The sequence below is a fragment of the Citromicrobium bathyomarinum genome, from assembly GCF_021021475.1.
Taxonomy (GTDB): Bacteria; Pseudomonadota; Alphaproteobacteria; order Sphingomonadales; family Sphingomonadaceae; genus Alteriqipengyuania; species Alteriqipengyuania bathyomarina.
Genome location: NZ_JAINWL010000001.1, coordinates 705,703 through 730,434 on the forward strand (window position 1 = coordinate 705,703; position 24,732 = coordinate 730,434).

28 protein-coding genes are annotated in these 24,732 nt (G+C 66.0%); 20 read left to right on the forward strand and 8 right to left on the reverse strand.

Features of this window, described 5'->3' with window-relative positions; all coding sequences use genetic code 11:
* Positions 1 to 4: 4 nt before the first annotated feature.
* The 9 genes from ccoO to K7H93_RS03590 are packed head-to-tail and all read left to right on the forward strand — an operon-like array spanning position 5 to position 6,639.
* Positions 5 to 751, forward strand: a complete 747-nt coding sequence (gene ccoO / locus K7H93_RS03550; protein WP_230782515.1) for a cytochrome-c oxidase, cbb3-type subunit II — start codon at positions 5 to 7, stop codon at positions 749 to 751.
* Positions 748 to 912, forward strand: a complete 165-nt coding sequence (locus tag K7H93_RS03555; RefSeq protein WP_010234532.1) for a cbb3-type cytochrome c oxidase subunit 3 — start codon at positions 748 to 750, stop codon at positions 910 to 912. Before ccoO ends, K7H93_RS03555 begins: the two co-directional genes overlap by 4 nt.
* The gene (gene ccoP, locus K7H93_RS03560; protein WP_054526137.1) at positions 902 to 1,807 is read left to right on the forward strand and encodes a cytochrome-c oxidase, cbb3-type subunit III; all 906 of its coding nucleotides are present in this window, start codon (positions 902 to 904) and stop codon (positions 1,805 to 1,807) included. Before K7H93_RS03555 ends, ccoP begins: the two co-directional genes overlap by 11 nt.
* A complete protein-coding gene (ccoG, locus tag K7H93_RS03565; RefSeq protein WP_420840372.1) occupies positions 1,800 to 3,380 on the forward strand; it encodes a cytochrome c oxidase accessory protein CcoG in 1,581 nt (526 codons plus the stop codon). The genes ccoP and ccoG overlap by 8 nt, the downstream gene beginning before the upstream one ends.
* Complete coding sequence (locus K7H93_RS03570) at positions 3,377 to 3,823, forward strand: FixH family protein (RefSeq protein WP_010234524.1); 447 nt, start codon at positions 3,377 to 3,379, stop codon at positions 3,821 to 3,823. The genes ccoG and K7H93_RS03570 overlap by 4 nt, the downstream gene beginning before the upstream one ends.
* Positions 3,820 to 5,967, forward strand: a complete 2,148-nt coding sequence (locus tag K7H93_RS03575; RefSeq protein WP_420840373.1) for a heavy metal translocating P-type ATPase — start codon at positions 3,820 to 3,822, stop codon at positions 5,965 to 5,967. Before K7H93_RS03570 ends, K7H93_RS03575 begins: the two co-directional genes overlap by 4 nt.
* On the forward strand, positions 5,964 to 6,152 hold the full coding sequence (gene ccoS, locus K7H93_RS03580; protein ID WP_230782517.1) for a cbb3-type cytochrome oxidase assembly protein CcoS: 189 nt from the start codon (positions 5,964 to 5,966) through the stop codon (positions 6,150 to 6,152). The genes K7H93_RS03575 and ccoS overlap by 4 nt, the downstream gene beginning before the upstream one ends.
* Entirely contained in the window at positions 6,139 to 6,369 is a 231-nt protein-coding gene (locus K7H93_RS03585) for a hypothetical protein (protein WP_054523720.1), read from the forward strand. Before ccoS ends, K7H93_RS03585 begins: the two co-directional genes overlap by 14 nt.
* 12 nt (positions 6,370 to 6,381) lie before the next feature.
* Positions 6,382 to 6,639 (forward strand): hypothetical protein, encoded by a 258-nt coding sequence (locus tag K7H93_RS03590; RefSeq protein ID WP_230782518.1) that lies wholly within the window; start codon positions 6,382 to 6,384, stop codon positions 6,637 to 6,639.
* A gap of 38 nt (positions 6,640 to 6,677) precedes the next feature.
* Here the strand turns inward: K7H93_RS03590 and K7H93_RS03595 are convergent, their stop codons facing one another.
* A complete protein-coding gene (locus K7H93_RS03595) occupies positions 6,678 to 7,991 on the reverse strand; it encodes a radical SAM protein (RefSeq protein ID WP_230782519.1) in 1,314 nt (437 codons plus the stop codon).
* Positions 7,992 to 8,168: 177 nt separating this feature from the next.
* Here K7H93_RS03595 and K7H93_RS03600 point away from each other — a divergent pair, with 177 nt between their 5' ends.
* Together K7H93_RS03600 and K7H93_RS03605 are read left to right on the forward strand one after the other, a co-directional pair.
* Positions 8,169 to 8,837, forward strand: coding sequence for an OmpW/AlkL family protein (locus K7H93_RS03600; protein ID WP_230782520.1), 669 nt, complete (start codon positions 8,169 to 8,171; stop codon positions 8,835 to 8,837).
* Positions 8,838 to 8,862: 25 nt separating this feature from the next.
* Positions 8,863 to 9,234, forward strand: coding sequence for a carboxymuconolactone decarboxylase family protein (locus K7H93_RS03605; RefSeq protein ID WP_010234513.1), 372 nt, complete (start codon positions 8,863 to 8,865; stop codon positions 9,232 to 9,234).
* A 9-nt stretch (positions 9,235 to 9,243) separates the two neighbouring features.
* Here the strand turns inward: K7H93_RS03605 and K7H93_RS03610 are convergent, their stop codons facing one another.
* On the reverse strand, positions 9,244 to 9,960 hold the full coding sequence (locus tag K7H93_RS03610) for a Crp/Fnr family transcriptional regulator (RefSeq protein ID WP_010234511.1): 717 nt from the start codon (positions 9,958 to 9,960) through the stop codon (positions 9,244 to 9,246).
* Between the two features lie 88 nt (positions 9,961 to 10,048).
* Positions 10,049 to 10,957: a LysR family transcriptional regulator gene (locus tag K7H93_RS03615; protein WP_230782521.1), complete on the reverse strand. Its 909-nt coding sequence runs from the start codon at positions 10,955 to 10,957 to the stop codon at positions 10,049 to 10,051.
* Between the two features lie 126 nt (positions 10,958 to 11,083).
* On the opposite strand from K7H93_RS03615, the gene K7H93_RS03620 reads away from it, so the two are divergent.
* Positions 11,084 to 11,782, forward strand: a complete 699-nt coding sequence (locus K7H93_RS03620; protein ID WP_230782522.1) for a pirin family protein — start codon at positions 11,084 to 11,086, stop codon at positions 11,780 to 11,782.
* A gap of 27 nt (positions 11,783 to 11,809) precedes the next feature.
* Complete coding sequence (locus K7H93_RS03625) at positions 11,810 to 12,403, forward strand: FMN-dependent NADH-azoreductase (protein ID WP_230782523.1); 594 nt, start codon at positions 11,810 to 11,812, stop codon at positions 12,401 to 12,403.
* Positions 12,404 to 12,461: 58 nt separating this feature from the next.
* Here K7H93_RS03625 and K7H93_RS03630 read toward each other — a convergent pair whose 3' ends face one another.
* From K7H93_RS03630 to K7H93_RS03650, 5 genes are all read right to left on the reverse strand, one after another.
* Positions 12,462 to 13,151 carry a retropepsin-like aspartic protease family protein gene (locus K7H93_RS03630; RefSeq protein WP_230783151.1) on the reverse strand — a complete coding sequence of 230 codons (690 nt, stop codon included), beginning with the start codon at positions 13,149 to 13,151 and terminating at the stop codon, positions 12,462 to 12,464.
* A gap of 60 nt (positions 13,152 to 13,211) precedes the next feature.
* On the reverse strand, positions 13,212 to 14,198 hold the full coding sequence (gene egtD / locus K7H93_RS03635) for an L-histidine N(alpha)-methyltransferase (protein ID WP_230782525.1): 987 nt from the start codon (positions 14,196 to 14,198) through the stop codon (positions 13,212 to 13,214).
* Positions 14,198 to 15,463 (reverse strand): ergothioneine biosynthesis protein EgtB, encoded by a 1,266-nt coding sequence (egtB, locus tag K7H93_RS03640; protein ID WP_230782527.1) that lies wholly within the window; start codon positions 15,461 to 15,463, stop codon positions 14,198 to 14,200. Before egtB ends, egtD begins: the two co-directional genes overlap by 1 nt.
* A gap of 136 nt (positions 15,464 to 15,599) precedes the next feature.
* Positions 15,600 to 16,970 (reverse strand): class II 3-deoxy-7-phosphoheptulonate synthase, encoded by a 1,371-nt coding sequence (locus K7H93_RS03645; protein WP_054523712.1) that lies wholly within the window; start codon positions 16,968 to 16,970, stop codon positions 15,600 to 15,602.
* A 117-nt stretch (positions 16,971 to 17,087) separates the two neighbouring features.
* Positions 17,088 to 20,138 carry a M16 family metallopeptidase gene (locus K7H93_RS03650; protein ID WP_230782529.1) on the reverse strand — a complete coding sequence of 1,017 codons (3,051 nt, stop codon included), beginning with the start codon at positions 20,136 to 20,138 and terminating at the stop codon, positions 17,088 to 17,090.
* A 139-nt stretch (positions 20,139 to 20,277) separates the two neighbouring features.
* Between K7H93_RS03650 and K7H93_RS03655 the strand changes: the two genes are divergently transcribed.
* The 7 genes from K7H93_RS03655 to K7H93_RS03685 all read left to right on the forward strand — a co-directional run bounded on the left by K7H93_RS03655 (position 20,278) and on the right by K7H93_RS03685 (position 24,730).
* Positions 20,278 to 20,856: a NifU family protein gene (locus K7H93_RS03655; protein ID WP_054526146.1), complete on the forward strand. Its 579-nt coding sequence runs from the start codon at positions 20,278 to 20,280 to the stop codon at positions 20,854 to 20,856.
* Positions 20,857 to 20,900: 44 nt separating this feature from the next.
* Positions 20,901 to 21,509, forward strand: a complete 609-nt coding sequence (locus tag K7H93_RS03660; protein ID WP_230782531.1) for a malonic semialdehyde reductase — start codon at positions 20,901 to 20,903, stop codon at positions 21,507 to 21,509.
* 87 nt (positions 21,510 to 21,596) lie between these two features.
* Complete coding sequence (tsaB, locus tag K7H93_RS03665) at positions 21,597 to 22,196, forward strand: tRNA (adenosine(37)-N6)-threonylcarbamoyltransferase complex dimerization subunit type 1 TsaB (RefSeq protein WP_230782532.1); 600 nt, start codon at positions 21,597 to 21,599, stop codon at positions 22,194 to 22,196.
* Positions 22,193 to 22,675, forward strand: coding sequence for a GNAT family N-acetyltransferase (locus K7H93_RS03670; RefSeq protein ID WP_010234485.1), 483 nt, complete (start codon positions 22,193 to 22,195; stop codon positions 22,673 to 22,675). Before tsaB ends, K7H93_RS03670 begins: the two co-directional genes overlap by 4 nt.
* Positions 22,676 to 22,806: 131 nt before the next feature.
* Positions 22,807 to 23,250, forward strand: coding sequence for a Ros/MucR family transcriptional regulator (locus K7H93_RS03675; protein ID WP_029140253.1), 444 nt, complete (start codon positions 22,807 to 22,809; stop codon positions 23,248 to 23,250).
* Between the two features lie 147 nt (positions 23,251 to 23,397).
* Entirely contained in the window at positions 23,398 to 23,820 is a 423-nt protein-coding gene (locus K7H93_RS03680; protein ID WP_010234482.1) for a Fur family transcriptional regulator, read from the forward strand.
* Positions 23,792 to 24,730, forward strand: coding sequence for a lysophospholipid acyltransferase family protein (locus K7H93_RS03685; protein ID WP_230782534.1), 939 nt, complete (start codon positions 23,792 to 23,794; stop codon positions 24,728 to 24,730). The genes K7H93_RS03680 and K7H93_RS03685 overlap by 29 nt, the downstream gene beginning before the upstream one ends.
* Positions 24,731 to 24,732: the final 2 nt, after the last annotated feature.

A 24,732-nucleotide genomic window follows, 5' to 3' on the forward strand; every position in this document is an offset into this window, starting at 1 on the left:
TGCGATGAGCCTGACCGAAAAACACAAGAAGCTGGAACGCAACATCACGCTGCTCGCCGTGGCTACCTTCGTGACGGTGGCGATCGGCGGGGTGGTGGAGATCGCACCGCTCTTCTGGATCGACAACACGATCGAGGAAGTCGACGGCGTGCGCCCCTACAGCCCGCTCGAACAGGCGGGGCGCGACATCTACATCCGCGAAGGGTGCTATTCGTGCCACAGCCAGATGATCCGCCCCTTCCGCGACGAGGTGGAGCGCTACGGCCACTACAGCCTCGCGGCGGAAAGCATGTACGACCACCCCTTCCAGTGGGGGTCGAAGCGGACCGGGCCGGATCTCGCCCGCGTGGGTGGCCGCTATTCGGACGAATGGCACATCCAACACCTGGAGAACCCGCAGAGCGTGGTGCCCGAGAGCATCATGCCCAAATACGGCTTCCTGAAAGAGCGTGACCTCAAGGTCGCCGATGCGAAGGCGATGCTCAAGGCGCTCAAGACGGTCGGCGTGCCCTATAGCGACCGCGATCTGGAGCAGGCCGAGGCCGATCTCTACGCGCAGGCCGATCCCGACATTGCCGCGGGCGACCTGGCAGAGCGCTATCCCAAGGCGCAGATCCGCGACTTCGACGGCAACCCCGAACGGGTGACCGAGATGGATGCGCTGATCGCCTATCTCCAGATGCTCGGCACGCTGGTCGATTTCGAAAGCGCCGCACCGTTCGAAGAGCTCGCTCAGGAGAAAGGCCGATGACCTTCTACGAAGAGCTGCGTCACTTCGCCGACAGCTTCGGCCTGATGGCCATGCTGCTGTTCTACCTTCTCCTGTGCCTGTGGCCGTTCCGGCCCGGCGCCAAGCGCCGCATCAACAAGGCAGCCCATTCGATTTTCGAGGATCAGACCGATGGCAAATAAGCGCATCGACGAACCCACCGGCACCGAAACCGTCGGCCATGAGTGGGACGGTATCGAGGAGCTTAACACGCCCCTGCCCCGCTGGTGGCTGTGGACCTTCTACCTCACGATCATCTTCGCGATCGTCTACGTCATCCTCTATCCGGCATGGCCGATGGTCGACAAGGCGACCGAGGGCGTGCTCGGCTGGTCGAGCCGCGGCCAGCTGGCCGAAAAGATGAGCGCTGCCGAAATGGCCCAGCAGGGCTTCCGCGATCAACTGGCGAATATCCCGATCGAACGCCTGCCGGACGACAGCGCGCTGATGGCGCGCGCGGTTGCGGGCGGACAGGCGGCCTTCAAGGTCCATTGCACCCAGTGCCACGGCTCGGGCGGTGCGGGCGACCAGCAGCTGGGCTACCCCAACCTCAACGACGATGCCTGGCTGTGGGGCGGTGACCTGAAGGCGATCGAGTACACGATCACCCACGGGATTCGCTGGCCGGACGACGACGAGACCCGCTTCAGCCAGATGCCTCCGTTCGAAGGCGCGCTGGACGATGCCCAGATCAATGCAGTGATCGACCACGTCCTCTCGCTCAGCGGCAAGGCCCAGCCCAACGCCGCCGGAGCGCAGATCTTCGGCGATAACTGCGCCGCCTGCCACGGCCCGCAGGGTAAGGGCGGACGCGATGTGGGCGCGCCGAACCTGAGCGATGCGATCTGGCTGCGCGGCAGCGAACGCTCGGCCCTGCAGCGTCAGATCCTCAATCCTCGCATGGGCGTGATGCCCGCCTGGGGCGAAAGGCTCGATCCGGTGACGATCAAGATGCTCGCCGCCTATGTCCATTCGCTCGGGGGAGGCGAAGACTTCGTAGAGGTCGCGGAAGATCCCGAGGTGGAGGTCGATGAATAGCCCTGAGAACTCTAACAAGGACCGCGACTGGTCGGTCGTGCTGAAAGACGGGGTCGCCAAGACCAACGAGCCCGTCTCCAGCGCCACCGCCTCGACCGGAGCGCCCACCCACCGGCACGAACCGCACGAGCCGCCGCGCACGCAGATGCCCGAAAAGCTCTACGAGAAGCGCAAGGCGGTTCATAACAAGCGGATCGACGGGCCTTTCCGCCGCTTCAAGTGGTTCGTGATGTTCGTCACCCTGGCGATCTATTACGTCACCCCGTGGATCCGCTGGGATCGCGGGCCCTTCGCGCCCGATCAGGCGGTGCTGGTCGATCTCGCCCATCGCCGCTTCTACATGTTCGGCATCGAAATCTGGCCGCACGAATTCTACTTCGTCGCAGGCCTGCTCATCATGGCCGGGATCGGCCTGTTCCTGGTTACCAGCGCGGTCGGCCGTGCATGGTGCGGTTATGCCTGTCCGCAGACCGTGTGGACCGACCTGTTCCAGCATATCGACCGCTTCGTCGATGGCGACCGCAATGCGCGCGCCCGGCTCGACAAGGCTCCGTGGGGACCGAAGAAGATCGCCCGGCGCGCGTTCAAATGGTCGATCTACCTCGTCATCAGCCTGGCGACGGGCGGGGCGTGGATTCTCTACTTCGCCGATGCGCCGACGCTGTTTCAGGACTTCTTCACGCTCCAGGCGCCGATGGTCGCCTACGCGACCGTGGGCATCCTGACGCTGACCACCTTCACGCTGGGCGGCTTCATGCGCGAACAGGTGTGCATCTACATGTGCCCCTGGCCGCGTATCCAGAGCGCGATGCTCGACGAGAAATCGCTGATCGTCACCTACAAGGACTGGCGCGGAGAGCCACGTGGCAGCCTGAAAAAAGCGAAGAAAGACCCCGAGCATTTCGGCGACTGCATCGACTGCAACCAGTGCGTCGCGGTGTGTCCCACGGGGATCGACATCCGCGAGGGGCCGCAGATCGGCTGCATCACCTGCGCGCTGTGCATCGATGCGTGCGACCGGGTGATGAAGGATATCGGCCGCCCGCGCGGGCTGATCGACTACGCCACGCTGGAGGACTGCCGCGAGGAAGCGCTGGGCCACCCCGCAAAGCCCGTCTGGAAGACGCTGCTGCGCCCGCGCACCCTGATCTACTTCGGTGTGTGGGGCGCGATCGGTGCCGCCCTGCTGTTCGCGCTGGGCACGCGCACGCATACCGATCTGACAGTCTCGCCAGACCGCAATCCGCCGTACATGCTGATGAGCGACGGATCGATCCGCAATTCCTACACGCTGAAGCTGCGCAATATGGAAAGCCGCCCGCGCGAGATGGTGGTCGCGATCGAAGGGCTGCCGGGCGGGAAGATGTGGACCGACACCATCGGCGCCGATGAAGCCGCGCCCACGCAGAGCTTCAACGTGCCCGCCGACCAGATCCGCACCGTGCGGGCCTATGTCGTCGCACCGAAAGACGCGACCTCGCGCGAGTTCACCTTCCGGCTGACCTCGCAGGACGAGCAGCGTGAAACAGACACCGTCGAAACCCGCTTCGACGCACCGGCAGGAGGATCATGATGCGCGAATTTACCGGCAAGCACATGGCGGGCGTGATGGTCGCCGGCTTCGGCATCGTGGTCGCGGTCAATTTCTACATGGCCTCGCTCGCCACCAACGGCTTCGGCGGCGTGGTGGTCGAAAATTCCTACGTCGCCAGCCAGAAATATAACGGCTGGCTGGCGGAGGCCGCGCGGCAGGAAGCCACCGGGTGGCAGCTCGACGCGAGCCGCACGGAGGATGGGCTGGTGGTGGTCGAGACGCAGAACGCGCCCGAGACCGCGATGCTGACCGCGGTCGCGCGCCACCCGCTGGGGAAGAAGACCACCCGCACCCTCGCCTTCACCCGGCAAGATGATGGCCGCTTCATCGCGAACCAGCCGCTCGACGCTGGACGCTGGACGCTGCGGATGACCCTCTCCGACGGGGATCGCAAACGGGTGATCGAGGCACCGCTGTCGTGAACACCTCCGTCGACGCGCGGCCAACCGTGCCGACCGCGCCCAGCGCGGCGGATGCCCCGACCAGCCTGCAGACGACGCGGCTGACCGTGCCGGGGATGCGCTGCGCCGGGTGCATCTCCAAGGTGGAGCGCGGGCTGCTGGCGCTCGACGGCGTATCCGCTGCGCGGGTCAACCTCTCGGCCAAGCGGGTGACGGTCGATCACTCGGAAACGCTCGACGATATCGCGCTGGTCGACGCGCTGGAGCGGATCGGGTTCGAAGCGCAGGCGATCGAAAGTCCCACCGCCCAGCCCGCCCCGCCCGACCGCGAACTGACCAAGGCGCTGGCGGTGGCAGGCTTCGGCATGATGAACATCATGCTGCTGTCGGTCAGCGTATGGTCCGGAGCCGACGGCGCCACGCGCGAGCTGTTCCACTGGCTTTCCGCGCTGATCGCGCTGCCGGTGATCGCCTATGCCGGGCGGCCCTTCTTCGGCTCTGCGCTCACCGCGCTGCGCCACGGGCGGACCAATATGGATGTGCCGATCTCGATCGGCGTACTGCTCGCCACCGGGCTCAGCCTCTACGAGACCGCGACCGGGGGCGAGAACGCCTTTTTCGACGGCGCGACCATGCTGCTGTTCTTCCTGCTCGCGGGCCGCGCGCTCGATGCCGCGATGCGCAACCGCACGCGCGCAGGCATCGCCTCTCTGCTGAGCCGGATGGGCCGCCACGCGACGATCCAGCTGCCCGACGGCTCGACCCGTCGGCTGACCGCAGAGGAGCTGGAACCGGGAATGACCATGCTGGTCGCCGCGGGCGATGCACTGGCCGCCGACGGCACGATCGAGGCCGGGACCAGCGCGATCAACAACGCCATGCTGACCGGCGAGAGCACGCCGGAGGATGTCTCCATCGGGCAGAGCGTGCATGCGGGCGCGGTCAATCTGCTCGCGCCGATTCGGGTGCGGATCACCGCCGCCGCGCAGGACACCGCGATCGCGGAGATCGCGCGGCTGATGGACGAGGCCGGGCAATCGCGCAGCCGCTATGTGCGGATCGCGGACCGTGCCTCGCGTCTCTATGCCCCGGTGGTCCACACGCTCGCCCTGCTCGCCTTCGTCGGCTGGATGATCGCAGGCGCAGGCTGGCACCAGTCGCTGGTGATCGCCATCGCGGTGCTGATCATCACCTGTCCGTGCGCAATGGGGCTGGCCGTGCCCGCGGCGCAGGTCGTCGCATCGGGCGCGCTGCTGAAGAAAGGCCTGCTGGTAAAGGACGGCAGCGCGCTGGAACGGCTGGCAGAGGCCGATATCGCGGTGTTCGACAAGACCGGCACTCTGACCCTGGGAGAGCCCGTTGCAGAGCTTGCGCATGTCGGTGAGCATGCTCTGCCTGTCGCGCTCGCGCTCGCGCTGTCGAGCCACCATCCGCTCAGCCGCGCGCTGACCAAGGCGCTCAGCGCGCAGGGCGTGAAGCCTGCGGCCATCAGCCAACCGGAAGAGATCGCGGGCGAAGGCGTGTTCGCCATGTTCGACGGGCAGCGCGTCAGCCTCACCCGTCCGCTGGGCGATGGCGGCGCGACCGCGACGCAGCTGCGGATCGCCAGACAGTGCTGGACCATCCCCTTCCACGACACGCTGCGTCCCGATGCGGCCGACGCCATTGTGCGGATCGCGGCGGCGGGGCTCGATAGCCGGATCATCTCCGGCGACGCGGACACGGTCGTCTCCGGCGTCGCGGCGGACCTCGGCATCAGCGGGCACGGGCGCGTCTCCCCCCAGGCGAAGCTGGCCGAGCTGGAGCGTCTGAAGGCCGAGGGTAAACGACCGCTGATGGTCGGCGACGGGCTGAACGACGGGCCGGCACTGGCCGCCGCGCATGTCTCGATCGCGCCGGGTACGGCCAGCGATGTGAGCCAGCAGGCCGCCGACGCGGTGTTCGTGGGCGAGCGGCTGATGCCCGTCGCGCTCGCGGTGGTCGCCGCGCAGCGCACGATGCGGGTCGTGCGGCAGAACTTCGGCTTCGCGATCGCCTACAACATGCTCGCCATTCCGCTGGCGCTGGCCGGGCTCGTGACCCCGTTGATCGCGGCGATCGCAATGTCGATCAGCTCGCTGGTGGTGGTCGCCAATTCGCTGCGGCTGGCACGGGCAGCACGATGAGCGGGCTGACCTTCCTGATACCGATCGCACTGGCGATGGGGGGCATCGGCCTTGCCGCGTTCTTCTGGGCGGTGGGCAATGGCCAGTACGACGACATGGACGGGGCGGCGAACCGCATTCTGATCGACGAGGAACCCGGCGATGAGGATCGCGGCAAGGGGGAGCGCGCCGATGATCAGGCCTGACTGGCTGCTGCTGATCGGCCTCGCTCCGATGATGCTCGGCCCGCTGTCCAGCGGCGGCGATTCGATCACCGCGCAGCTGTGCAGCGGCGGCGTGATCCGGATTCCGGTCGATGGAGATGAGCCAGATCAGGTGCCCGAGCAGCCCTGCTTCAAAGCCTGTCACGCGGGCAATTGCCGCAAACGCTCGGACAAGGGCGACACTCTCGAACTCGAGTAAAGGAGAACGCGGATGCCGCCGTGGCTTTTGCCTGCGCTGATGGGCTCGCTTGCGACGACCAGCCTGATCGCGGGTATCTGGCTGCTGCTGCATCTGCCGGATGTGGCGCGGATTTTCGCTGCCGCTGGGCGCGGCGTGATTATTCGCAATTCGGGCAGGAAATATGCCTCTCACGGGGCCGTATGGTTCGCGCTGATCCTGTTCAACGGCGGATGGATCGCCTGTCTGGCGCTGTGGATCTTCGTGATCGGCAGCGATAGCGCTGCTTGAGCTGACCGGCCACGCGGGCCGGTCCGCACCAGTCTTCCTCACACGGCCGAGCTGAACTGGCGCGCCGACACCGTGCGATAGGGATCGAACAGCGCCGCGATGGTGCGCGCATAGGGCAGGCCGTCGGGCTCGATCGAGAGCCACTCGCGATCAATATGCGCCAGCCCGCGATCGATGAAGGGCGTCAGTCGCGGGGTCACTTCGGCCAGCAGGCGCGAACCCACGCGGCTGCGCCCGTCGCACAGCAGCCGCTCGATGATCGCCCCGCGATAGCGGTCGTCGGCAGAGCGGTGAATGCCGCGGGTCACGGTCAGCTGACCATCGCCCGCCTTCATCCGGTAACGGCCCGAATTCTTCTCGTTCTGCGCGAGCAGGCCCGGGAAGCTGCTGATCGCCGAGGCGCCCAGCCCGATCAGCACATCGCTGGGGTCATCGGTGAAGCCCTGAAAATTACGCCGCACCCGGCCACTGGTGGCCGCCGCCGCGAGCGGATCGCTGCCCGCCTTGGCAAAGTGATCGAAGCCCACGGGCACATAGCCATGGGTAAGGAAATAACCGAAACCGGCCGAGGCCATTGCGAAGCGCTGATCCCGGTCGGGCAGGTTGGTCGCGTCGATCACGCGTTGGCGCGCGACGATATGCGGCACATGCGCATATCCGAACAGCGCGACCCGGTCCGCACCCAGCACGCGGGTGCGGTGCATCGAATCCTCCAGATCATCGAGCGTCTGGCCCGGCAGGCCGTACATCAGATCGAAGTTGATCGAGGCGACGCCCGCCTCGCGCAGCCAGTCGACCGTCTGCACGATCAGCTCTTCGGGCTGGACCCGGCCGATCGCCTGCTGGCAATGCTCAGCAAAGGTCTGCACGCCCAGACTGGCCCGCTCCACCCCCACGGCGGCGAGCACCTGCGCCCATTCGCGGCTCATCGTGCGCGGATCGAGTTCGATCGAGAAGACCGGATCGTCGATCTCGAACTGGATCGTCAGCGCGTCGATCAGGCGCAGGAATTCGACCGGAGCGATCGCGTTGGGGCTGCCCCCGCCAAAGGCGATCCGGCGCACGCGAGTGCCCCGGGGCAGCAGCGCGGCGACCGTCTCGATCTCGCGATGAAGCGCGCGCAGGTAGCTTTCGAGCCGCTTGCGCTTGTTCGCCTTGCCCGTGTTGCAACCGCAGTAGAAGCAGATCTGCTCACAGAACGGGATATGGAGGTAGAGCGATACGTCCCCCTCCGTCCGCTCCAGCGCGGTGCGATAATGGCAGGCCGGCAGGACGTCGAAGTCCGCCGCGGTCGGATAGCTGGTGTAACGCGGCACGGGCGTTTCCAGCAGTTCGGGATGATAAGGCCACATGGCGGTGCAGCCTAGTCATACGCGGCGATGCGTCTTTGCGCTGGATCAATTTTGCGCGGAATTCCGACGAATTGTCATTCTTGATCTGGGTCAATGCAGCGCAGCGCCGACGGGCCCATCTCTCCCCTCGCCGCCCGGACGGGGCGGCTGACATGGAATGCGAGAAGGATCGAAGAGATGAAGCGTCTGTTTGCCGCAATGCTTGTTGGAACCGCCATGCTGGCCACGCCTGCCGCGGCTAAGGATGAACAGGGCAACATCCAGGTGAAGCTGCTGGGCACCGTCGTGATGCCGGACGGGGCGATCAGCGCCGTCAATGTCGACACGGTCGGCCTGCCGGGCGACACCCAGACCGAGGCCAACGACAATGTCGTGCCCACGCTGGCCGTCGAATATTTCGTGTCGAAGAATTTCTCGATCGAGACGATCTGCTGCATGACACAGCATGATGTCGACGCGGTATCGGGCCTGCCGGGTGCCGAGCTTGTCGCCGATGCGAAGCTGATCCCTGCCACCGTAACCGCCAAGGGTCATTTCGACCTCGGCCCGGTGAAACCCTATGTCGGCGCGGGCGTAACCTACTTCCTGTGGGTCGATGTCGATCCGGGCGAAGCCACGCTGCCGCTGGGCGTGACCGAAACCGACCTGTCGAACGAATTCGGCTTCGTGCTGCAGGCCGGGATGGACGTGCCGCTGGGCGATAGCGGGTTCGGCCTGACGCTGGATGCGAAGAAGTACTTCGTCGACACCACCGCCAGCTGGTACGCGGGCGACACGCTGGCCATCCAGACCGAGCACGATCTCGACCCGTGGGTGCTGAGCGCAGGCGTCAGCTACCGCTTCTGACCGATCGGCAGGGAGGACCGGCCCGATGACTCATACCGACTTCAAGGACTGGCCCGCCCTGGCCGCCAACCTCATCCCGGCGATCAAGCAGCTGCATCGCGGCGCGCCGGAGGTGATGAAGGGCTTTCGCGACATGGGGGCAGCGGCGCATGGCGCCGGTGCCCTCGACGCGAAGACCAAGGAACTGCTGGCGGTCGCGATCTCGGTCGCGGTGCGCTGCGACCCGTGCATCGCCTACCACGTGGATGGCGCGCGCAAGCATGGGGCCACACGGGAAGAGATTGCCGAGACTCTGGGGCTGGCGATCTACATGGGTGCAGGACCCAGCGCGATGTACGCGGCGCAGGCGCTGGAGGCCTACGACCAGTTCGTGGACGAGGCGGGCGGCGGTGAATAGCCGGGACGGCTAGCTGGCCAGATCTTCCAGCGCTTCGCGGTCTTCGATCGCGACTTCGCGGCGGTTGGGCAGCGAGACGACACCGGCTTTCTTGAGCTTGGTGAATTCCCGGCTGACCGTTTCGATCGTCAGCCCCAGCACGTCCGCAATCTGCCCGCGGCTCAGCCGCAGGGCGAAGGCACCCGGCTGCGTGCCGACCTCTTCCTCGACCGGAAATCTGGTCGACAGGTCGAGCAGGAAGGTCGCCACGCGCTGTTCCGCCGTCATCCGGCCGAGCAGCAGCATCCATTTGCGCGTCCGGTCCAGCTCGGCCAGCGTGCGCTCCAGCAGCTTGTGCTCAAGCTTGGGATGTTCGCGCGCGAAGCGGTCGAAATCGGCGCGGCGGAACACGCAGACCAGCACATCGGTCAGTGCCTCGACCGAATAGGGGGTCGACTGGCCGAACGGGCGACCGATGAAATCGGCGGGAAAGGCGAGGCCGAGGATCTGCTCCTTGCCGTCGGCGGTGCTGGTCGAGAGCTTCAGCATCCCTTCCACGACATTGGCGACGACGACCGCATCATCCCCCTCCCACAGCAGGTTTTCACCCGCGCTGAGATGGCGGCGCTGGCCGATCGCATTGAGCGCGATGATCTCTTCATTGTCGAGATCGCCGCAGATCGCGCGGTTGCGAACCGTGCAGGCGTCGCAGAAATTCGCGGTGCGGGAGAGGAAAGGTTCATTCATTGCTGCTCAGCGCCATAACCGGTTTGACGATGCGGGTGAAGGCTCGCAGTGTAAGACCGTGACTAGGCACAGGTTTTGTGCCGCGCAGTCAGCGATCCTGCCCCAAACCCAGCGTCACGAACCGCTCCAGCAGCCACGATGTCGCCGGGCCCGGGGCCGCATCGGCGCGATGGATGGCGGAAAAGCGGAAAGGCCCTCCGGTATCGTCGGGCATGGCCAGCCTGACCAGCGTGCCCGCAACCAGATCCCCCTCGATCATCGGCAGCGGCATGTTGCCCCACCCGATCCCCTCGCGCAGCAGCGCGTGTTTCGCGCCGAGGTCCGCCAGCCGCCACGTGTGCGGGGACTGGACCGCAAAGTCGCGCCCCTGCGTCAGCGGAGAGCGGTCGGTCAGCACCAGCTGGATATGGTCGCGCCCTGCCCCCGGCTTCAGCCTGGTTGCGCGGGCCAGCGGATGGTCGGGCGCGGCGACCGGCACCAGCAGGACCGAGCCTGCCTCCACCCGGTCGAGCCCTTCGATCCCGGCGGCGACCGGCCCGGCAATCCCCAGCCCTGCCTTGCCATCGAGCACCAGCGCGGCGACCGCGCCCAGCGCCTCGACATGCAGGCGCAGCGGCACGGTCGGAAATTCGCTGGCGAAGCCGCGCAGCACCTGCGCCAGCCGCTCGGCAGGCAGCATCACGTCGACCGCCAGACTGACCTCGGCCTCCAGCCCTTCAAGCAGGCCCTTGGCCCGCGCGCGCAATCCGGCGAGCCCGGCGGCGACCACCCGCGCATCGGCCAGGATCGCCTCGCCTTCCTTGGTCAGCACCGGTTTCTTCGTGCCCTCGCGCGTGAACAGCGTCAGGCCGAGCTGCGCCTCGAGATTGCTCACCCCATAGCTGATGACCGACACCGCCCGGTTCAGCCGCCGTCCGGCGGCGGCAAAGCTGCCCTCCTCGACCACGGCGAGGAAGATCTGCAGCTGGTCGAGCGTGGGGGAGCCGGGTTCGGACATTTCGACTTTCTCGAACAATTGGATCGAACTTATCCCACTTCGCAGCAGGGGTGCGCAAGTCTAAATCTGAACCAACGCAGCGGAACCGGCACCTGCCGATGTCCGCCAAAGGCAAGGAGAATCGCAATGATCGAACTGCGTCCTTTCGATAGTCTCGGTGGCGAAAACCACGGCTGGCTCGATGCCAAGCATCACTTTTCTTTCGCCAACTACCACGATCCCGCGCGCGTCCACTGGGGCAATCTGCGCGTGTGGAACGACGACACGATCCAGCCGCACACCGGCTTCCCGCCGCACCCGCACCGCGACATGGAAATCATCACCTATGTCCGCAAAGGCGCGATCACGCACGAGGACAGCCTGGGCAACAAGGGCCGCACCGAAGCGGGCGACGTTCAGGTGATGAGCGCGGGCACCGGCATTCGCCATTCGGAATATAACCGCGAGGACGAGGTGACGCAGATCTTCCAGATCTGGATCATCCCGACCAGCGAAGGCGATGCCCCACAATGGGGGGCCAAGCCCTTCCCCAAAGGCGACCGCGCGGGCCAGTTCGTGACGCTCGCCAGCGGTTACGAGGAAGACGCCGACGCCCTGCCGATCCGCACCGATGCGCGGGTGGTGGGCGCGACGATTCGCTCGGGTGAGACGGTCGAATACCCGCTCGGCGCCAACCGCAAGGCCTACCTCGTGCCCGCAACCGGCTCGGTCGAGATCGACGGGCAGACCGTCAACGCACGCGATGGCGCAGCGATCAGCGATCTCGATGTGCTGCGGATCACCGCCAGGGAAGACAGCGAAATCGTCCTCGTCGACGCGGCCTGAAACCTCTCACAAGAAAAGGAACACCCCATGACCAATATCCTGCATGTCACCGCCAGCATCCGGAGCGGAGAATCCGTCTCGCGCAAGCTTGGCAATAAGCTGGTCGAGAAGCTCAGCCAGGGCACCGACGCCACCATCGTGACCCGCGATCTGGCGGTCAACGACCTGCCGCTGATCGACGCGGACCGCTTTGCCGCCAACCTGACCCCGCCGGCCGATCGTGACGAGAAGCAGCAGGCGCTGGCAGACGTCGCCGACGCGCTGATCGCGGAACTGCAGGGCGCCGATACGCTGGTACTCAGCCTGCCGGTGTACAACTTCACCATGCCCTCCACGCTCAAGGCGTGGGCCGATCTGGTCGCGCGCGCCGGGACCACGTTCCGCTATACCGAAAGCGGCCCGGAAGGCCTGCTGACCGGCAAGAAGGCCTATGTGGTGATTGCCAGCGGCGGCACGCCGATCGGCAGCGAACTCGACTTCCTGACCCCGTGGCTGCGCCACTTCCTCGGCTTCCTCGGGATCACCGATGTCGAGATCATTGCCGCCGATGGCATCATGGGGATCGATGGCGAGCAGAAGATCGAAGCGGCCGCGCAGACCATCGAGACGCTCGCCGCCTGACGGCAAGCGCCTGAACGCTAACGTCCGCCGGGGTGCAGCAATGCGCTCCGGCGGATGATTATATCCGATCTGCCCCCGTAGTGCCGACTTGCTGGTCCTGAGGGACATTCGGCACCAGGATCAGCACGCCCTGCTCCACCCGCCACTGCGCCAGCCGACTGAGCAGGTTCATCCCGATCACATTGGTCTCGCCGATATTGGGCGCGAGCACCGCGTCGAGTCCGAAGGCGGCGACATTACCGAAGCGCAGTTCCTCGATCGTGGTCGTGCCGACCGAGATCGTGCCGTTGGCGGTGGTCATCATCACCGGCAGGCGATCGCGCCGCTCCTCCAGCCCCGCCGCGCGTGCGGTTGGCTCCGAAATCGCGGTCAGCGTCGCGCCGGTATCCACCAGGAAACGCGCGGGCACGCCGTTGACCTCTGCGTTGAGCCAGTAATGCCCGTCCGGCGAAAGCTCCACACGCGTCTCCCCGCCGACCACGCTCTGTTCGGGCAGGCCGACCTCCGACATCGCGACATCGAACCGCGGGTCGAGCCGGGCGAGCTGGAGCACGATCAGCACCAGCACGCCGCACAGCACCAGCGTGCTGCCGGTGCTGACGATCCGCCCGATAAGGAGATCGCGCCGGGCGAGCGCAGCGCCCAGCCAGCCGATCAGCATCGCGGCAACCGCGATGATCAGCAGGCCGCTTTGCGGGATGCTGCCTATACTGGCGGCCAGCCGGTCGAACACAGGGGCGAAGTCCATCATCGCAATATAGGCCACACTGGCGTGCTAATCCATGAACAGGATGGCGAGGACGAACGCTCAGGGCGCGCTGCGCGGGATGCTGGCTTCGGCGAGGACCACGCTGAAGCGCTCCTCCCGGTCGAGCCAGCGGCCCACCGGTGTCCACTCGCCCGCCAGCAGCTGCTTGTCCGCGCTGCGCCGGTCGAACTTGTGGCTGTTTTCCGTGTGGATCGTCTCGCCCGCCTTCATCGCGAACTCCTCGCCTGCGATTTCGAAGGCGATGTCCTCCTGCGCGACAAGATGCATCTCGATCCGCGCGAACTGGTCGTTCCAGCGTGCGGCATGTTCCAGCTTGTCGACCGGAATTGTCCCGCCCAGCTCACGGTTGATCCGCCGCGCGAGGTTGAGATTGAACTCGGCCGTCACCCGCCCCGCATCGTCGTATGCGGCTTCGAGCACGCGGGTGTCCTTGATCAAATCCATCCCGACCAGCAGCATGGAACCTTCGCCAAGCGTCTCGCGCATGGTGCGCAGCAGATCGGTCGCGGTGCGCGCAACCATGTTGCCGATGGTGCCGCCGGGGAAGAAGCCGAGCTTGGGCATCTCGGCCACTTCCTCGGGCAGTTCGACGCGGCGCATGAAATCGGCCTCCACCGGGAAGACCGGCAGGCCGGGGAACTTGGTCGACAGATCGGCGGCGGCGGCGCGCAGGAAATCGCCTGCAATATCCAGCGGCACATAGGCCGCAGGGTCGATTGCGCTGAGCAGAGCGGGCGTCTTCACCGACGATCCGCTGCCGAACTCGACCACGGCGCGCCCCGGCCCGATCGCCTCGGCGAAGTCCGCCCCGCGCTCCTGCAGAACCTGCGTCTCGGCGCGTGCGGGGTAATATTCCGGCACTTGGGTGATGTCTTCGTAAAGCTGAGATCCGGCATCGTCGTAGAGCCAGCGTGCGGGGATCGCCTTTTGCCCCTCGCGCAGGCCCGACAACACGTCGGAGCGAAACGCACGGTCGACGCCAGACTCGTCGAGGTCGACGAGCTTGAGCCCGGTTTGATCGGTCATCAGATGTCCTTCGCGAGCCTGAGGCCGGTGAACTGCCAGCGCTGGTGCGGGTAGAAGAAGTTGCGATAGGAGGCGCGCGAATGGCCGCGCGCGGTCGCGCAGCTCGCCCCTTTGAGGACGAACTGCCCGCTCATGAACTTGCCGTTATATTCGCCCACCGCGCCTTCTGCCGGCTGGAAGCGCGGATAGGGCAGATAGGCGCTGCGGGTGAACTGCCAGCAATCGCCGAACAGTCCGGCCGAGCCGACCGGATGGACCGGGCCTGCAGCGTCGAGCTGGTTGCCTTCGCCCGGCTCGTGCGCGGGCGCTTCCTCGGCATGCTGTCCGCGCGCGACCGCTTCCCATTCGAACTCGGTCGGCAGGCGGTATCCCGCCCACGAAGCGAAGGCATCGGCCTCGTAATAGGAGATGTGCGTGACCGGTGCATGCGGGTCGCGCGGCTGCCACCCGGCGAGCGTGAAGTGCTCCGCCCCTCTATCGCCATCGCGCCAATAGAGCGGTGCTGCGATGCGGTTCTCCTGCACCCAGGCCCACCCGTCGCTAAGCCACAGCGCGGCGTTTTCATACCCGCCATCGGCGATGAAGGCATCCCATTCGGCATTGGTGACGAGCGTGTCGGCCAGCGCGAAAGGCTCCAGCAGCACACGGTGACGCGGCCCTTCGCAATCGAAGGAGAAGCCCTCACCCTTGTGGCCGACCGCGCCGATCCCGCCGGGATGCCCGGTCCAGCCGCGCTCGCGCGCCTCGGCCGCGGGCAGCTGCGCGTCGAACATCGCGGGGCCCAGCGGGTTCTCGAACAGCGCGTGCTTGATGTCGGTCAGCAGCAATTCCTGGTGCTGCTGTTCGTGCGCGACGCCCAGCTCGATCAGCGGCGCGAGGTCGGGATCGCCCAGCAGCTCGCCCATCGCCTGCGTGACGGCGGCCCGCCAGTCGAGCACTTCGTCTACACTCGGGCGCGACAGCATGCCGCGCGAAAACCGCCCGATCCGCGCGCCTTCGGCTTCGTAATAGGAATTGAACAGGAACGGCCAGCGTTCGTCGTGCAGGGTGTAATCCGGCAGGTGGTCGCGCAGCAGGAAGGTTTCCCAGAACCACGTCGTATGCGCCAGATGCCACTTGGCGGGCGAGGCGTCTTCCATCGACTGGATGGTCGCGTCGCTCTCGCTCAGCGGCGCGGCAAGCGCCTCGGTCAGCGCGCGGGTTGCAAGGAAGCGTTCTTCGAGCGGGCTCTCCTCGCTCGATGTTCGCAGTCTGGTTGAAGCCACGGATTCTCTCCCACTTGGCGAGCAATCCTGTCCCACCCTAGGGCAAGGAATGCAGCAGGGGAAACCCGGTTTCCGAAATTATCCTTTGTGCAGTCGAGAGGTCTGTCTTGGGCCGTCGCGCCAGCGAACCTTGAACCTACGCCGCCGCAGCCGCGCGATCGACCTGCGGCTGGAGCATCTCGGCGATCGAGAACGCCAGCTCCAGCGCCTGCGCCGCGTTGAGGCGCGGGTCGCAATGCGTGTGGTAGCGGCTCGACAGCTCGTCGTCGGTGATCGCGACTGCGCCGCCGACACATTCGGTCACGTTCTGACCGGTCATCTCCAGATGGACCCCACCCGGATAGCTGCCTTCGGCCCGGTGGACCGCGAAGACATCCGCCAGCTCGGCCTTGATCCGGTCGAAGGGCCGCGTCTTGTAGCCGCTTTCCGATTTGACCACGTTGCCGTGCATCGGGTCGCTCGACCACACCACCGGGTGCCCTTCCCGGCGCACTGCGCGGATCAGCTTGGGCAGGTTCGCCTCGACCTTGTCGTGGCCGTAGCGGGTGATCAGGACCATCCGCCCGCTCTCGCGGTTGGGGTTGAGCGTATCGAGCAGCCGCAGCAGCACATCGGGATCGAGGCTCGGCCCGCACTTCACCCCGATCGGATTGCGGATGCCACGCATGAATTCGACATGCGCACTGCCTTCGAACCGCGTGCGGTCGCCGATCCACAGCATGTGCGCACTGGAATCGTACCACTGCCCGCTGTTCGAATCGCGCCGCGTCATCGCCTGTTCGTAAGGCAGCAGCAGCGCTTCGTGGCTGGTGTAGAAATTGGTGCCCTGCAACTGCGGCAGCTCGCTCGGGTCGATCCCGCAGGCGGCCATGAAGTCGAGCGCTTCGGTGATCCGGTCAGCCATGGCGGAGAATTTCTCCGACCATTGCGAACGGCCCATGAAGTCGAGCGTCCAGTCGTGCACCTGCCGCAGGTTGGCATAGCCGCCGCCCGCGTAGGCGCGCAGCAGGTTGAGCGTGGAGGACGCCTGATAATAGGCGCGGACCATGCGCTGCGGATCGTTGCGCCGCGATTCGGGCGTGAACTCGATCCCGTTGACGTTGTCGCCGAAATAGCTCGGCAGGGTGACATCGCCCTGCGTCTCTGTATCGCTGGAGCGCGGCTTGGCGAACTGGCCCGCCATCCGGCCGACCTTCACCACCGGCAGCGACCCGGCATAGGTCAGCACGACCGCCATCTGCAGGATCACACGGAAGGTATCGCGGATCGTATCGGGCGCGAATTCGGCGAAGCTCTCCGCGCAATCGCCCCCTTGCAGCAGGAACGCCTGCCCTGCCTCGACCCGCGCCAGCTCGCCGCGCAGCGCATCGGATTCGCCTGCAAAGACGAGCGAGGGGCACGCGGCCAGTTCGCTCTCGGCTCGCGCCAGCGCGTCTGCATCTTCATAGGCGGGCAGGTGCTTCGCCTCGAAATTCGTCCAGCTATCGGGGCTCCATTGGGAAGCCATGGCACTATGCTCTTTTTGGTTCGATCGGTTCGCGTATGCAAAACGACTGGCAATTGCGTTGCGCGCACGCAAGCCTAATTGTTCTTTGCCGGCTGTCGATCTGCCTTTGCGAAACCCTCACTCGGGCAGATCGGTGCCCTCCGGAATGATCGCGATCTCCAGCGGCTCGCGCGCTTCGAGATATTTCGCGGCGAGCGCCTTCATCCGATCCGGCGTGGTCATCGAGTAATCGTCGAGCAGCGTGCGGATCACCCCGATGCGCGAGGGATCGCGGGTGGAGCCGCGCAGCTGCCACATCCAGAAGCCGTTGCCGGTGGTCGCACGCAGAATTGTCTGGCGCAGCGGTTCGGTCACGCGGGCAAGCTCGTCCGCGGTCGGGCCGGTGGTCGCCAGATCGCGCGCGATCTCGTCCGCCGCCGCGTAGAACGCGGGGATATCGTCCGGGCGCAGCTGGGCGAGCGCGATGATCGTGCCGCCGCCGACATCGTCGTTGGGCCAGTCCACCCGCACCTGCGGCGCGTAGCTGGCACCTGCACGCTCGCGCATCTCGTCGAACAGCCGGTTCATCATCAGCTGGCCGAGGATTTCGAGCTGCCGCCCCTCGCGCACCTGCGCAAGGCCGCTGCCCGCCGGCCAGGCGACCACTGCAGCGGCCTGGTTGGCATCGCCGCGATGGTACAACACCTTGCGCGCGCCAGCCTCCGGCACCTCGGGATTTGCAGCAAGAGTTGCAGGATCGATGGCCTCGCGCGGGGGCAGTGCGCCGAAGCTGGTCTTCAGCGCTTCGATCGCCTGTTCACGCTCGAAATCGCCGAAGATCAGGACCTCGATCGGGCCCTTCTTCAGCAACGGCTCCCACACCTTGCGGAAGCCTTCCGGCGTGGTGCCCTCGACCATCTCCGGGCTCGGCGTCGCGAAGCGCGGATCGCCGTTGCGGATCAGCGTTTCGAGATCGCGGTTGAGCAGGCCGGCAGGGCTGGTCGCATAGGTATCGTAGGAAATGCGCGCCGCCGCCTTGGCGCGGATCACCGGCCGCGCGTCCCACTCGGGCTGCGCCAGCTTGGCCGCGAACAGATAGAGCTGGTCGGCCAGATCCGCCGCGCGGGTATCGGCGGAGAAGGTGAAGTTGGCGAGATCGACGGTGAAGTTGAACCCGAACTTGCGCCCCGTCGCCAGCCGGTCGAGATCTTCCTGGTCGAGCCCGGCGAGGCCCGAACTGATCAGCGCGGTTTCGCCGAGCGGGATATAGGCTGCGCTATCCTTGTCGAACGCGCGGATACCCGCGCCCCAGTGGACATTGACCGCGACCCGGCCCGGCTCTGCCTGGTTGGGCCACAGCAACGCGGTAACGCCGTTGGACAGCTCAACCCGCTCGATATCGAGCACGCCGAGCGGGCCCTCTTCCACGACTGCACCCGGCGTGCCGATCTTGGGCAGATCGTCGAAAGAGACCGTGCTGGCGGCGATGCGCGCGGACCCATCCGCCGCGACCGGCGCGGCCAGCGCCTTGCGCAACTGCTCGGCAGTGGCTTCGCCTTCCTGCGGGGTCACATAGGTGCCGCGGATCACCTCGCCATCGAACAGCTTGCGCGTGCGCTCGAGGATCGCCTGCGGGGTCACCCGTTCACGCATCCCGCGAAAAATATCAAGCACCGTCTGCGGCGAGGCGACGGTTTCGCGGATATCGACCGCGTTGACCAGCGTATCGGCAATCTGCGCGCCGGGTTCGACATCGGCTTCCTCCACTCCGGCCACGAAAGCGACCTCGAATTCCGAAATCTCGCGGGCGAGTTCTTCCTCGGTCGGGGGATTGGTGGTCGCATCGGCGATCACCGCGCGCACGTCTTCCAGCGCGGCCTGCCAGTCCTGCGTCAAGGGCGCGAAGCTGACGAAGGTTGCGTCGGCGCTGCGGCTGACGTCTTCCTGCTGGACCTGCGCGTAGAGGTAGTCGCCGCCGCCGCGCGCACGCGCTTCGAGCCGCCGGTTGATCAGGGACTGGGCGAGCGAATCCATCAGGATGCCCTCGTTATAGGCAATCGTATCCTGCACCGGACGCCATGGACGCATCACCCCATAGGTGAGCGAACGCGGCAGATCGGGTTCGACGATCACGGTCGTCTCGCCCACCGGATTGGCGGGATCTGCCCCCGCCGGAGCCTTCGGGTCGCCGAAATCGGGCGCGGATGCGTCCTTCCCATCGACGTTCCAGTCGCCGAAATACTTCTCGATCAGGCTGGCGAGCGCGACCGGGTCCGCATCGCCCGCGACCGCGATCACGGTCTTCTGCGGGCGATACCAGCGCTTGTAGAACGCCCCGACCGTATCGGCATTGGCGGCAAGCAGCGTCTCCTCGGTTCCGATTGGGGTCCGGTCGGCGAGGCGCTGGCCGTTGAAGAAAGTCTCGCGGCTGGTGGTTGCCACGCGTTCGCCCGCGCCACCGCCACGCTCGCGCTTTTCGGCGAGCACGATCGGCACTTCGGTGCGCACGTTGACCTCGTTGATGACCGGGGCCTGCACCATGCCCGAGAGCAGGCGGAACGCCTCGTCCAGCTTGGCGGGAGAGGCTTCGGGCAGGTCCAGCTGGTAAACCGTCTGCGTCGGGCTGGTCACCGCATTGGTATCATTGCCGAAGGTCGCGCCCAGCCGCTGCCAGGTGGGGATCGTCTCGCCCACATCGAGGTAGCGCGACTGGCGGAACAGCAGATGTTCGAGCAGGTGGGCAAAGCCGCGCTCCTGATCGGTCTCGTAGAGCGATCCCGCGTCGATACGGATGCGGATCGAGACCTGATCGGGCGGCACGCCGTTCTTGCGGGTGGCATAGCGCAGGCCATTGTCGAGCACGCCGAAGCGCCACTGGCGATCGACCGGGACATTGCTACCCTCGTACAGCCACGGGGTTTCGTCGGGCGACTCGAGCGTGGCGGCGGTCGCCTGCGGCACGTCGGCCGCCGGGGTCAGCGTGGCGGCGGCCTGTCCGGGCGCTTGCTTGTTCGTATGCGCGGTGTCGCGCAGCCCGGCGTTCTTCTGCGGGGAGGCCTGCGCCTGTTCGGCCTGCGGTGCGCCCGCCGCCATATCGGGCGCGTCCTGCATTCCCGGGCTCGCGCATGCCGCCGCCAGAAGGGGAAGAAGCAGGGCGAGGCGGCTGAGACCGGAGGAAACGGAGTGCATGTACGTGCCTATAGGGAGGAAAGGCGTGAAGGCCTAATGAACAAAATGGCGGGACCGCGACAGAAATTGCCCATCGGCCAATGATCGTGACGCGCCATCGCTTGTCGCGTTCCCGCCACGCCCCTACATCGGGGGCGATATGTATATTGAAACCGAAACCACACCCAATCCCGCCACGCTCAAGTTCCTGCCCCAGCGGCAGGTCATGCCGCAGGGCACGCGCGACTTTGCCAACCCGGAAGATGCCGAGGCAAGCCCGCTGGCGCAGGCGCTGTTCGACACCGGCGAGGTGACCGGCGTGTTCTTCGGCTCCGACTTCGTCTCCGTGACCAAGGGCGAAGGCGCGCAGTGGACCGAATTGAAGCCGCAGATCGTCGCCGTGCTGCTCGACCATTTCGTCTCCGAAGCGCCGCTGTTCCACGGCGGCAGCGCGGCTGGCATCGCGGTCCCGGCTGAGGATACGCTGACGGTGGAAGAGGACCCGGCCGATGCCGACATCGTCGACCAGATCAAGGAACTGCTGGAAACGCGCATTCGCCCCGCGGTCGCGGGCGACGGCGGGGACATCGCCTATCGCGGCTACCGCGACGGGGTGGTCCATCTCCAGCTGCAGGGCGCATGCGACGGCTGCCCCTCCTCCACCGCCACGCTCAAGCACGGGATCGAGGGCCTGCTGAAACATTACGTGCCCGAAGTCGTTGAGGTGCGGGCGGCCTGATCGGCCCCTCCCCCTCCCCGGACCCGGAAAGAAAAGAACATCCCATGACCAAGCAGTTCCACGGCCACGAATTGTCGCACGAAGCGCTCGAACAGCTGTTCCTCGAAGCGCGCAGCTATAATGGCTGGCTCGACAAGAGGGTGTCCGAGGATCAGATCCGCCACATCTACGACCTGCTGAAGATGGGCCCGACTTCTGCCAACCAGCAGTCGGCTCGCTTCGTATGGTGCCGTTCGGACGAGGCGAAGGAAAAGCTCGCCGCCCACGCGATGGACGCGAACAAGGACAAGATCCGGACCGCGCCCGTCTGCGTCATCATCGGCTACGACATCGATTTCCACGAAGAACTCCCGTGGCTGTTCCCGCATACCGACGCGAAGAGCTGGTTCGAAGGCGATGTCGAGGGGCGGATCACACAGGCCAAGCGCAACTCCGCGCTGCAGGGTGCCTATCTGAAGCTGGCGGCGCGCGCGCTGGGCCTCGATTGCGGGCCAATGTCGGGGGTCGACCTCGAGAAGGTGACCGAAGACTTCTTCGCCGACCAGCCGCAATACCGGGCGGACTGGATCTGCTCGATCGGCTATGGCGACAAGGACTCGATTTTCGATCGCAGCCCGCGACCCGAATTCGAAAAATTCAACCGCATCGACTAGGGTCTTCGACCCAGGGTCGGATGGCGCGGGCCGGAACACGGTCGCGCGCGTTGCAGGGGGCAGACGATTACTGTTGCGCGTACACTGGTGATCGACTGCGCCACCCCGGCGTGTTCGGTTGCGCTGTTTGAAGATGAAGAGCTGATCTCGGGCACGTTCGAGGTGCTCGGTCGGGGCCACGCCGAACGGCTGGTGCCGATGATCGCCGACCTGCCCGAACGCGGGCGGGCATCCAGCATCGCGGTCGCGCGCGGTCCGGGCAGTTTTACCGGCGTGCGGATCGGCCTCGCGGTGGCGCGCAGCCTCGCCTTTGCGTGGGGCGCGACGCTGCAGGGCTATTCCACGATGGCGCTGGTCGCGGCGATGGCGCGGCAGCAGGCGGGCGCGCAGGTGCTGACCGTCGCGATGGAAGGCGGGCACGGAGAATGGTTCGTGCAGGGCTTTGCAGAAGACGGCTCGCCACAGGCAGAGCCCGTCTCCATGCGGCCCGAAGATGCAGTCGCCAGCTTCCCTGCGTCGCTGGTTGCAGGCAGCGTGGCCGACCGCTTCGCCGAACTGGCGGGTTCCGGGACCGCGATCCAGACCTACAGCGATGCCCGCGCCTTTCCCGCACTGGACCAGCACGCGCTCTCGCCGGAAACCGCACCGATCTATGGCCGCGCGCCCGATGCGCGGATGCCGTCATGAGCGCGGACGGTGTCAGCGAAGCCGCGATCGACGCGATCATGCGGATTATGGACGCCGCGTTCGACCCGCAGTGGGGCGAGGCGTGGAACCGATCGCAGGTCGCCTCCGCGCTGATCCTCTCGCATACTCACGCAAGCCTGCTCGGCCTCGACGGCACCGTGCCCGCCGATCCGGACGAAGCGGTCGGGTTCGCGATCGTGCGCGCAGCACCGGGCGAAGAGGAAATCCTGCTGATCGCGGTCGAGCCCGCTGCGCGGCGCTGCGGCGTGGGCCGTGCGCTGATCGCAATGCTGGCCGCCAATGCAAGGCTGCGCGGCGCGGAACGCCTGTTTCTGGAAATGCGGGAGAACAATCCGGCCCGTTCGCTGTACGAAAGCAATGGCTTCGCACCGATCGGCAGGCGCAAGAATTACTATCGGCTGGGTGACGGTGCGCGCATGGACGCGATTACCTTCGGGTTGGACCTCACCGACAAGTAGTTAATACTATCTGCAGACGCTTGAGAAAAAGCAGTCGCGAGCATTGCATTTGGCAAGTGAATCGCACAAGGGGAAATGCGTATGCGGCCCCTCCCCCTCCCACCTCGCATACGAAAACCCTAGAGGATTTAATGGACGAGCAAGAAATGGAAATGACGCAAACGCTTATCGCGTTTACGTCCAACATCGTGGAAGCCTACGTCAGCAACAATTCGGCTGAACTCGACGAAGTGCCGGTGCTGATCAACAATGTCTATTCGGCTCTCAGCAGCCTCGGCGGCGGTGCTACCCAGGAAGAAGAGCGGCCCGAACCTGCAGTTTCGGTGCGCGCCTCGGTCAAGCCCGATTACCTCGTGTGCCTGGAAGACGGCAAGAAGCTCAAGATGCTCAAGCGCTACCTGCGCACGAACTACGACATGAGCCCCGAGGAATATCGCGAGCGCTGGAACCTGCCGAGCGACTATCCGATGGTTGCCCCCAACTACGCCGAAAAGCGCCGCGAGCTGGCGAAAAAGATCGGCCTGGGCCGCACGCCCGGCCAGAAGCGCGGTCGTCGCAAGAAAACTGCCGAATAAGGCAATCCGCCCGCCGGTCGATCTTGCGAAAAGGTCGACCGGCGAGGCCTGATCGGGGCCTAATCGGGGCTGGAGCGGGGCTTGAGCGGGGCTTGAGCGGGCCGCGCACCCCGCCTATGCCTCCGGTGAAAGCCCGAGGAACCCCCAGTGCCCCACAAAATCGATCTCGAACAATTGTGTGCCGACAAGGGCCTGCGCATCACCGAACAGCGCAAGGTCATCGCACGCGTGCTGTCTGACAGCGAAGACCACCCCGATGTGGAGCAGCTGCACGAGCGCGCGTCCAAGATCGACCCCGGCATTTCGATCGCGACCGTCTATCGCACGGTGCGCCTGTTCGAAGAGGCCGGCGTGCTCGACCGGCACGATTTCGGCGATGGCCGCTCCCGCTATGAACCCGCGCCCGAATCGCACCACGATCACCTGATCGACGTCGAAAGCGGCAAGGTGGTCGAATTCGTCGACCCCGAGTTGGAGGCGCTGCAAAAGCAGATCGCCGAGAAGCTGGGCTATCGCCTCGTCGATCACCGGATGGAATTGTATGGCGTCCGCCTCGAACGCGACAACTGATACCCGGTCCGACTGGGAGACCCGGCAGGCCGCCGCGCGGGGCGAGAAGACGCCGATCTCCTTCATGGGCTGGGTCCGGCTATGGACCCGCACCATCGCACTTGTGTTGCTGATGATGCTGTTTGTGGTGCCGCTCTACGTCACCCGCATCTTCACCTACGGATCGCCCTGGCCCAAGTGGTATCTGGCGATTGCCGCGTGGATCGTCGGTGCGCGGGTCGAGCGCCACGGCACGCCGCTGCGCCGCGACGTGTTCTTCGTGGCCAACCATGTCAGCTGGGTCGACATCCTCGCGCTCGCGGGCGCGAGCGGCACCGCCTTCGTCGCCAAGGCGGAACTGGCCAAGGCGCCGCTGGTGGGCTGGCTGTGTTCCTTGAACCGCACCGTGTTCGTCCAGCGCGAGGACCGGCTGCGCGTCGCCGACCAGATCAACGCGCTGCGCGAGGCGCTGATGGACAACTGGTCGGTCACCGTCTTCCCCGAAGGCACAACCACGGATGGGCATTCGCTGCTGCCCTTCAAATCCTCAATGCTCAGCGTGCTGGAGCCGCCGCCACCGGGCGTGCTGGTGCAGCCGGTGGTGCTCGATTACGGTGCGATGGCCGAATGGATCGGCTGGATCGGCGAGGAAGGCGGCCTCAACAACTACAAGCGCGTGATGGCGCGCAAGGGCACCTTCCCGGTCAAGCTGTTCTTCCTCGAACCCTTCAGCCCGATCGAATATCGCGGGCGCAAGGCGATCGCCGCCGAAGCACGGGTACGGATCGAGGAGTGCCTGCGCGAAACGATGGGCCACGAATTGCGCCCCTTCGACCACGACGTCGCCCCGATCCGCTACAGCAAGGCGAAGCTGCCGCCGGTGGAGCCCCCCGCCGATCACGCTTCAACGGACGACCTCCCGACAAACTAAGC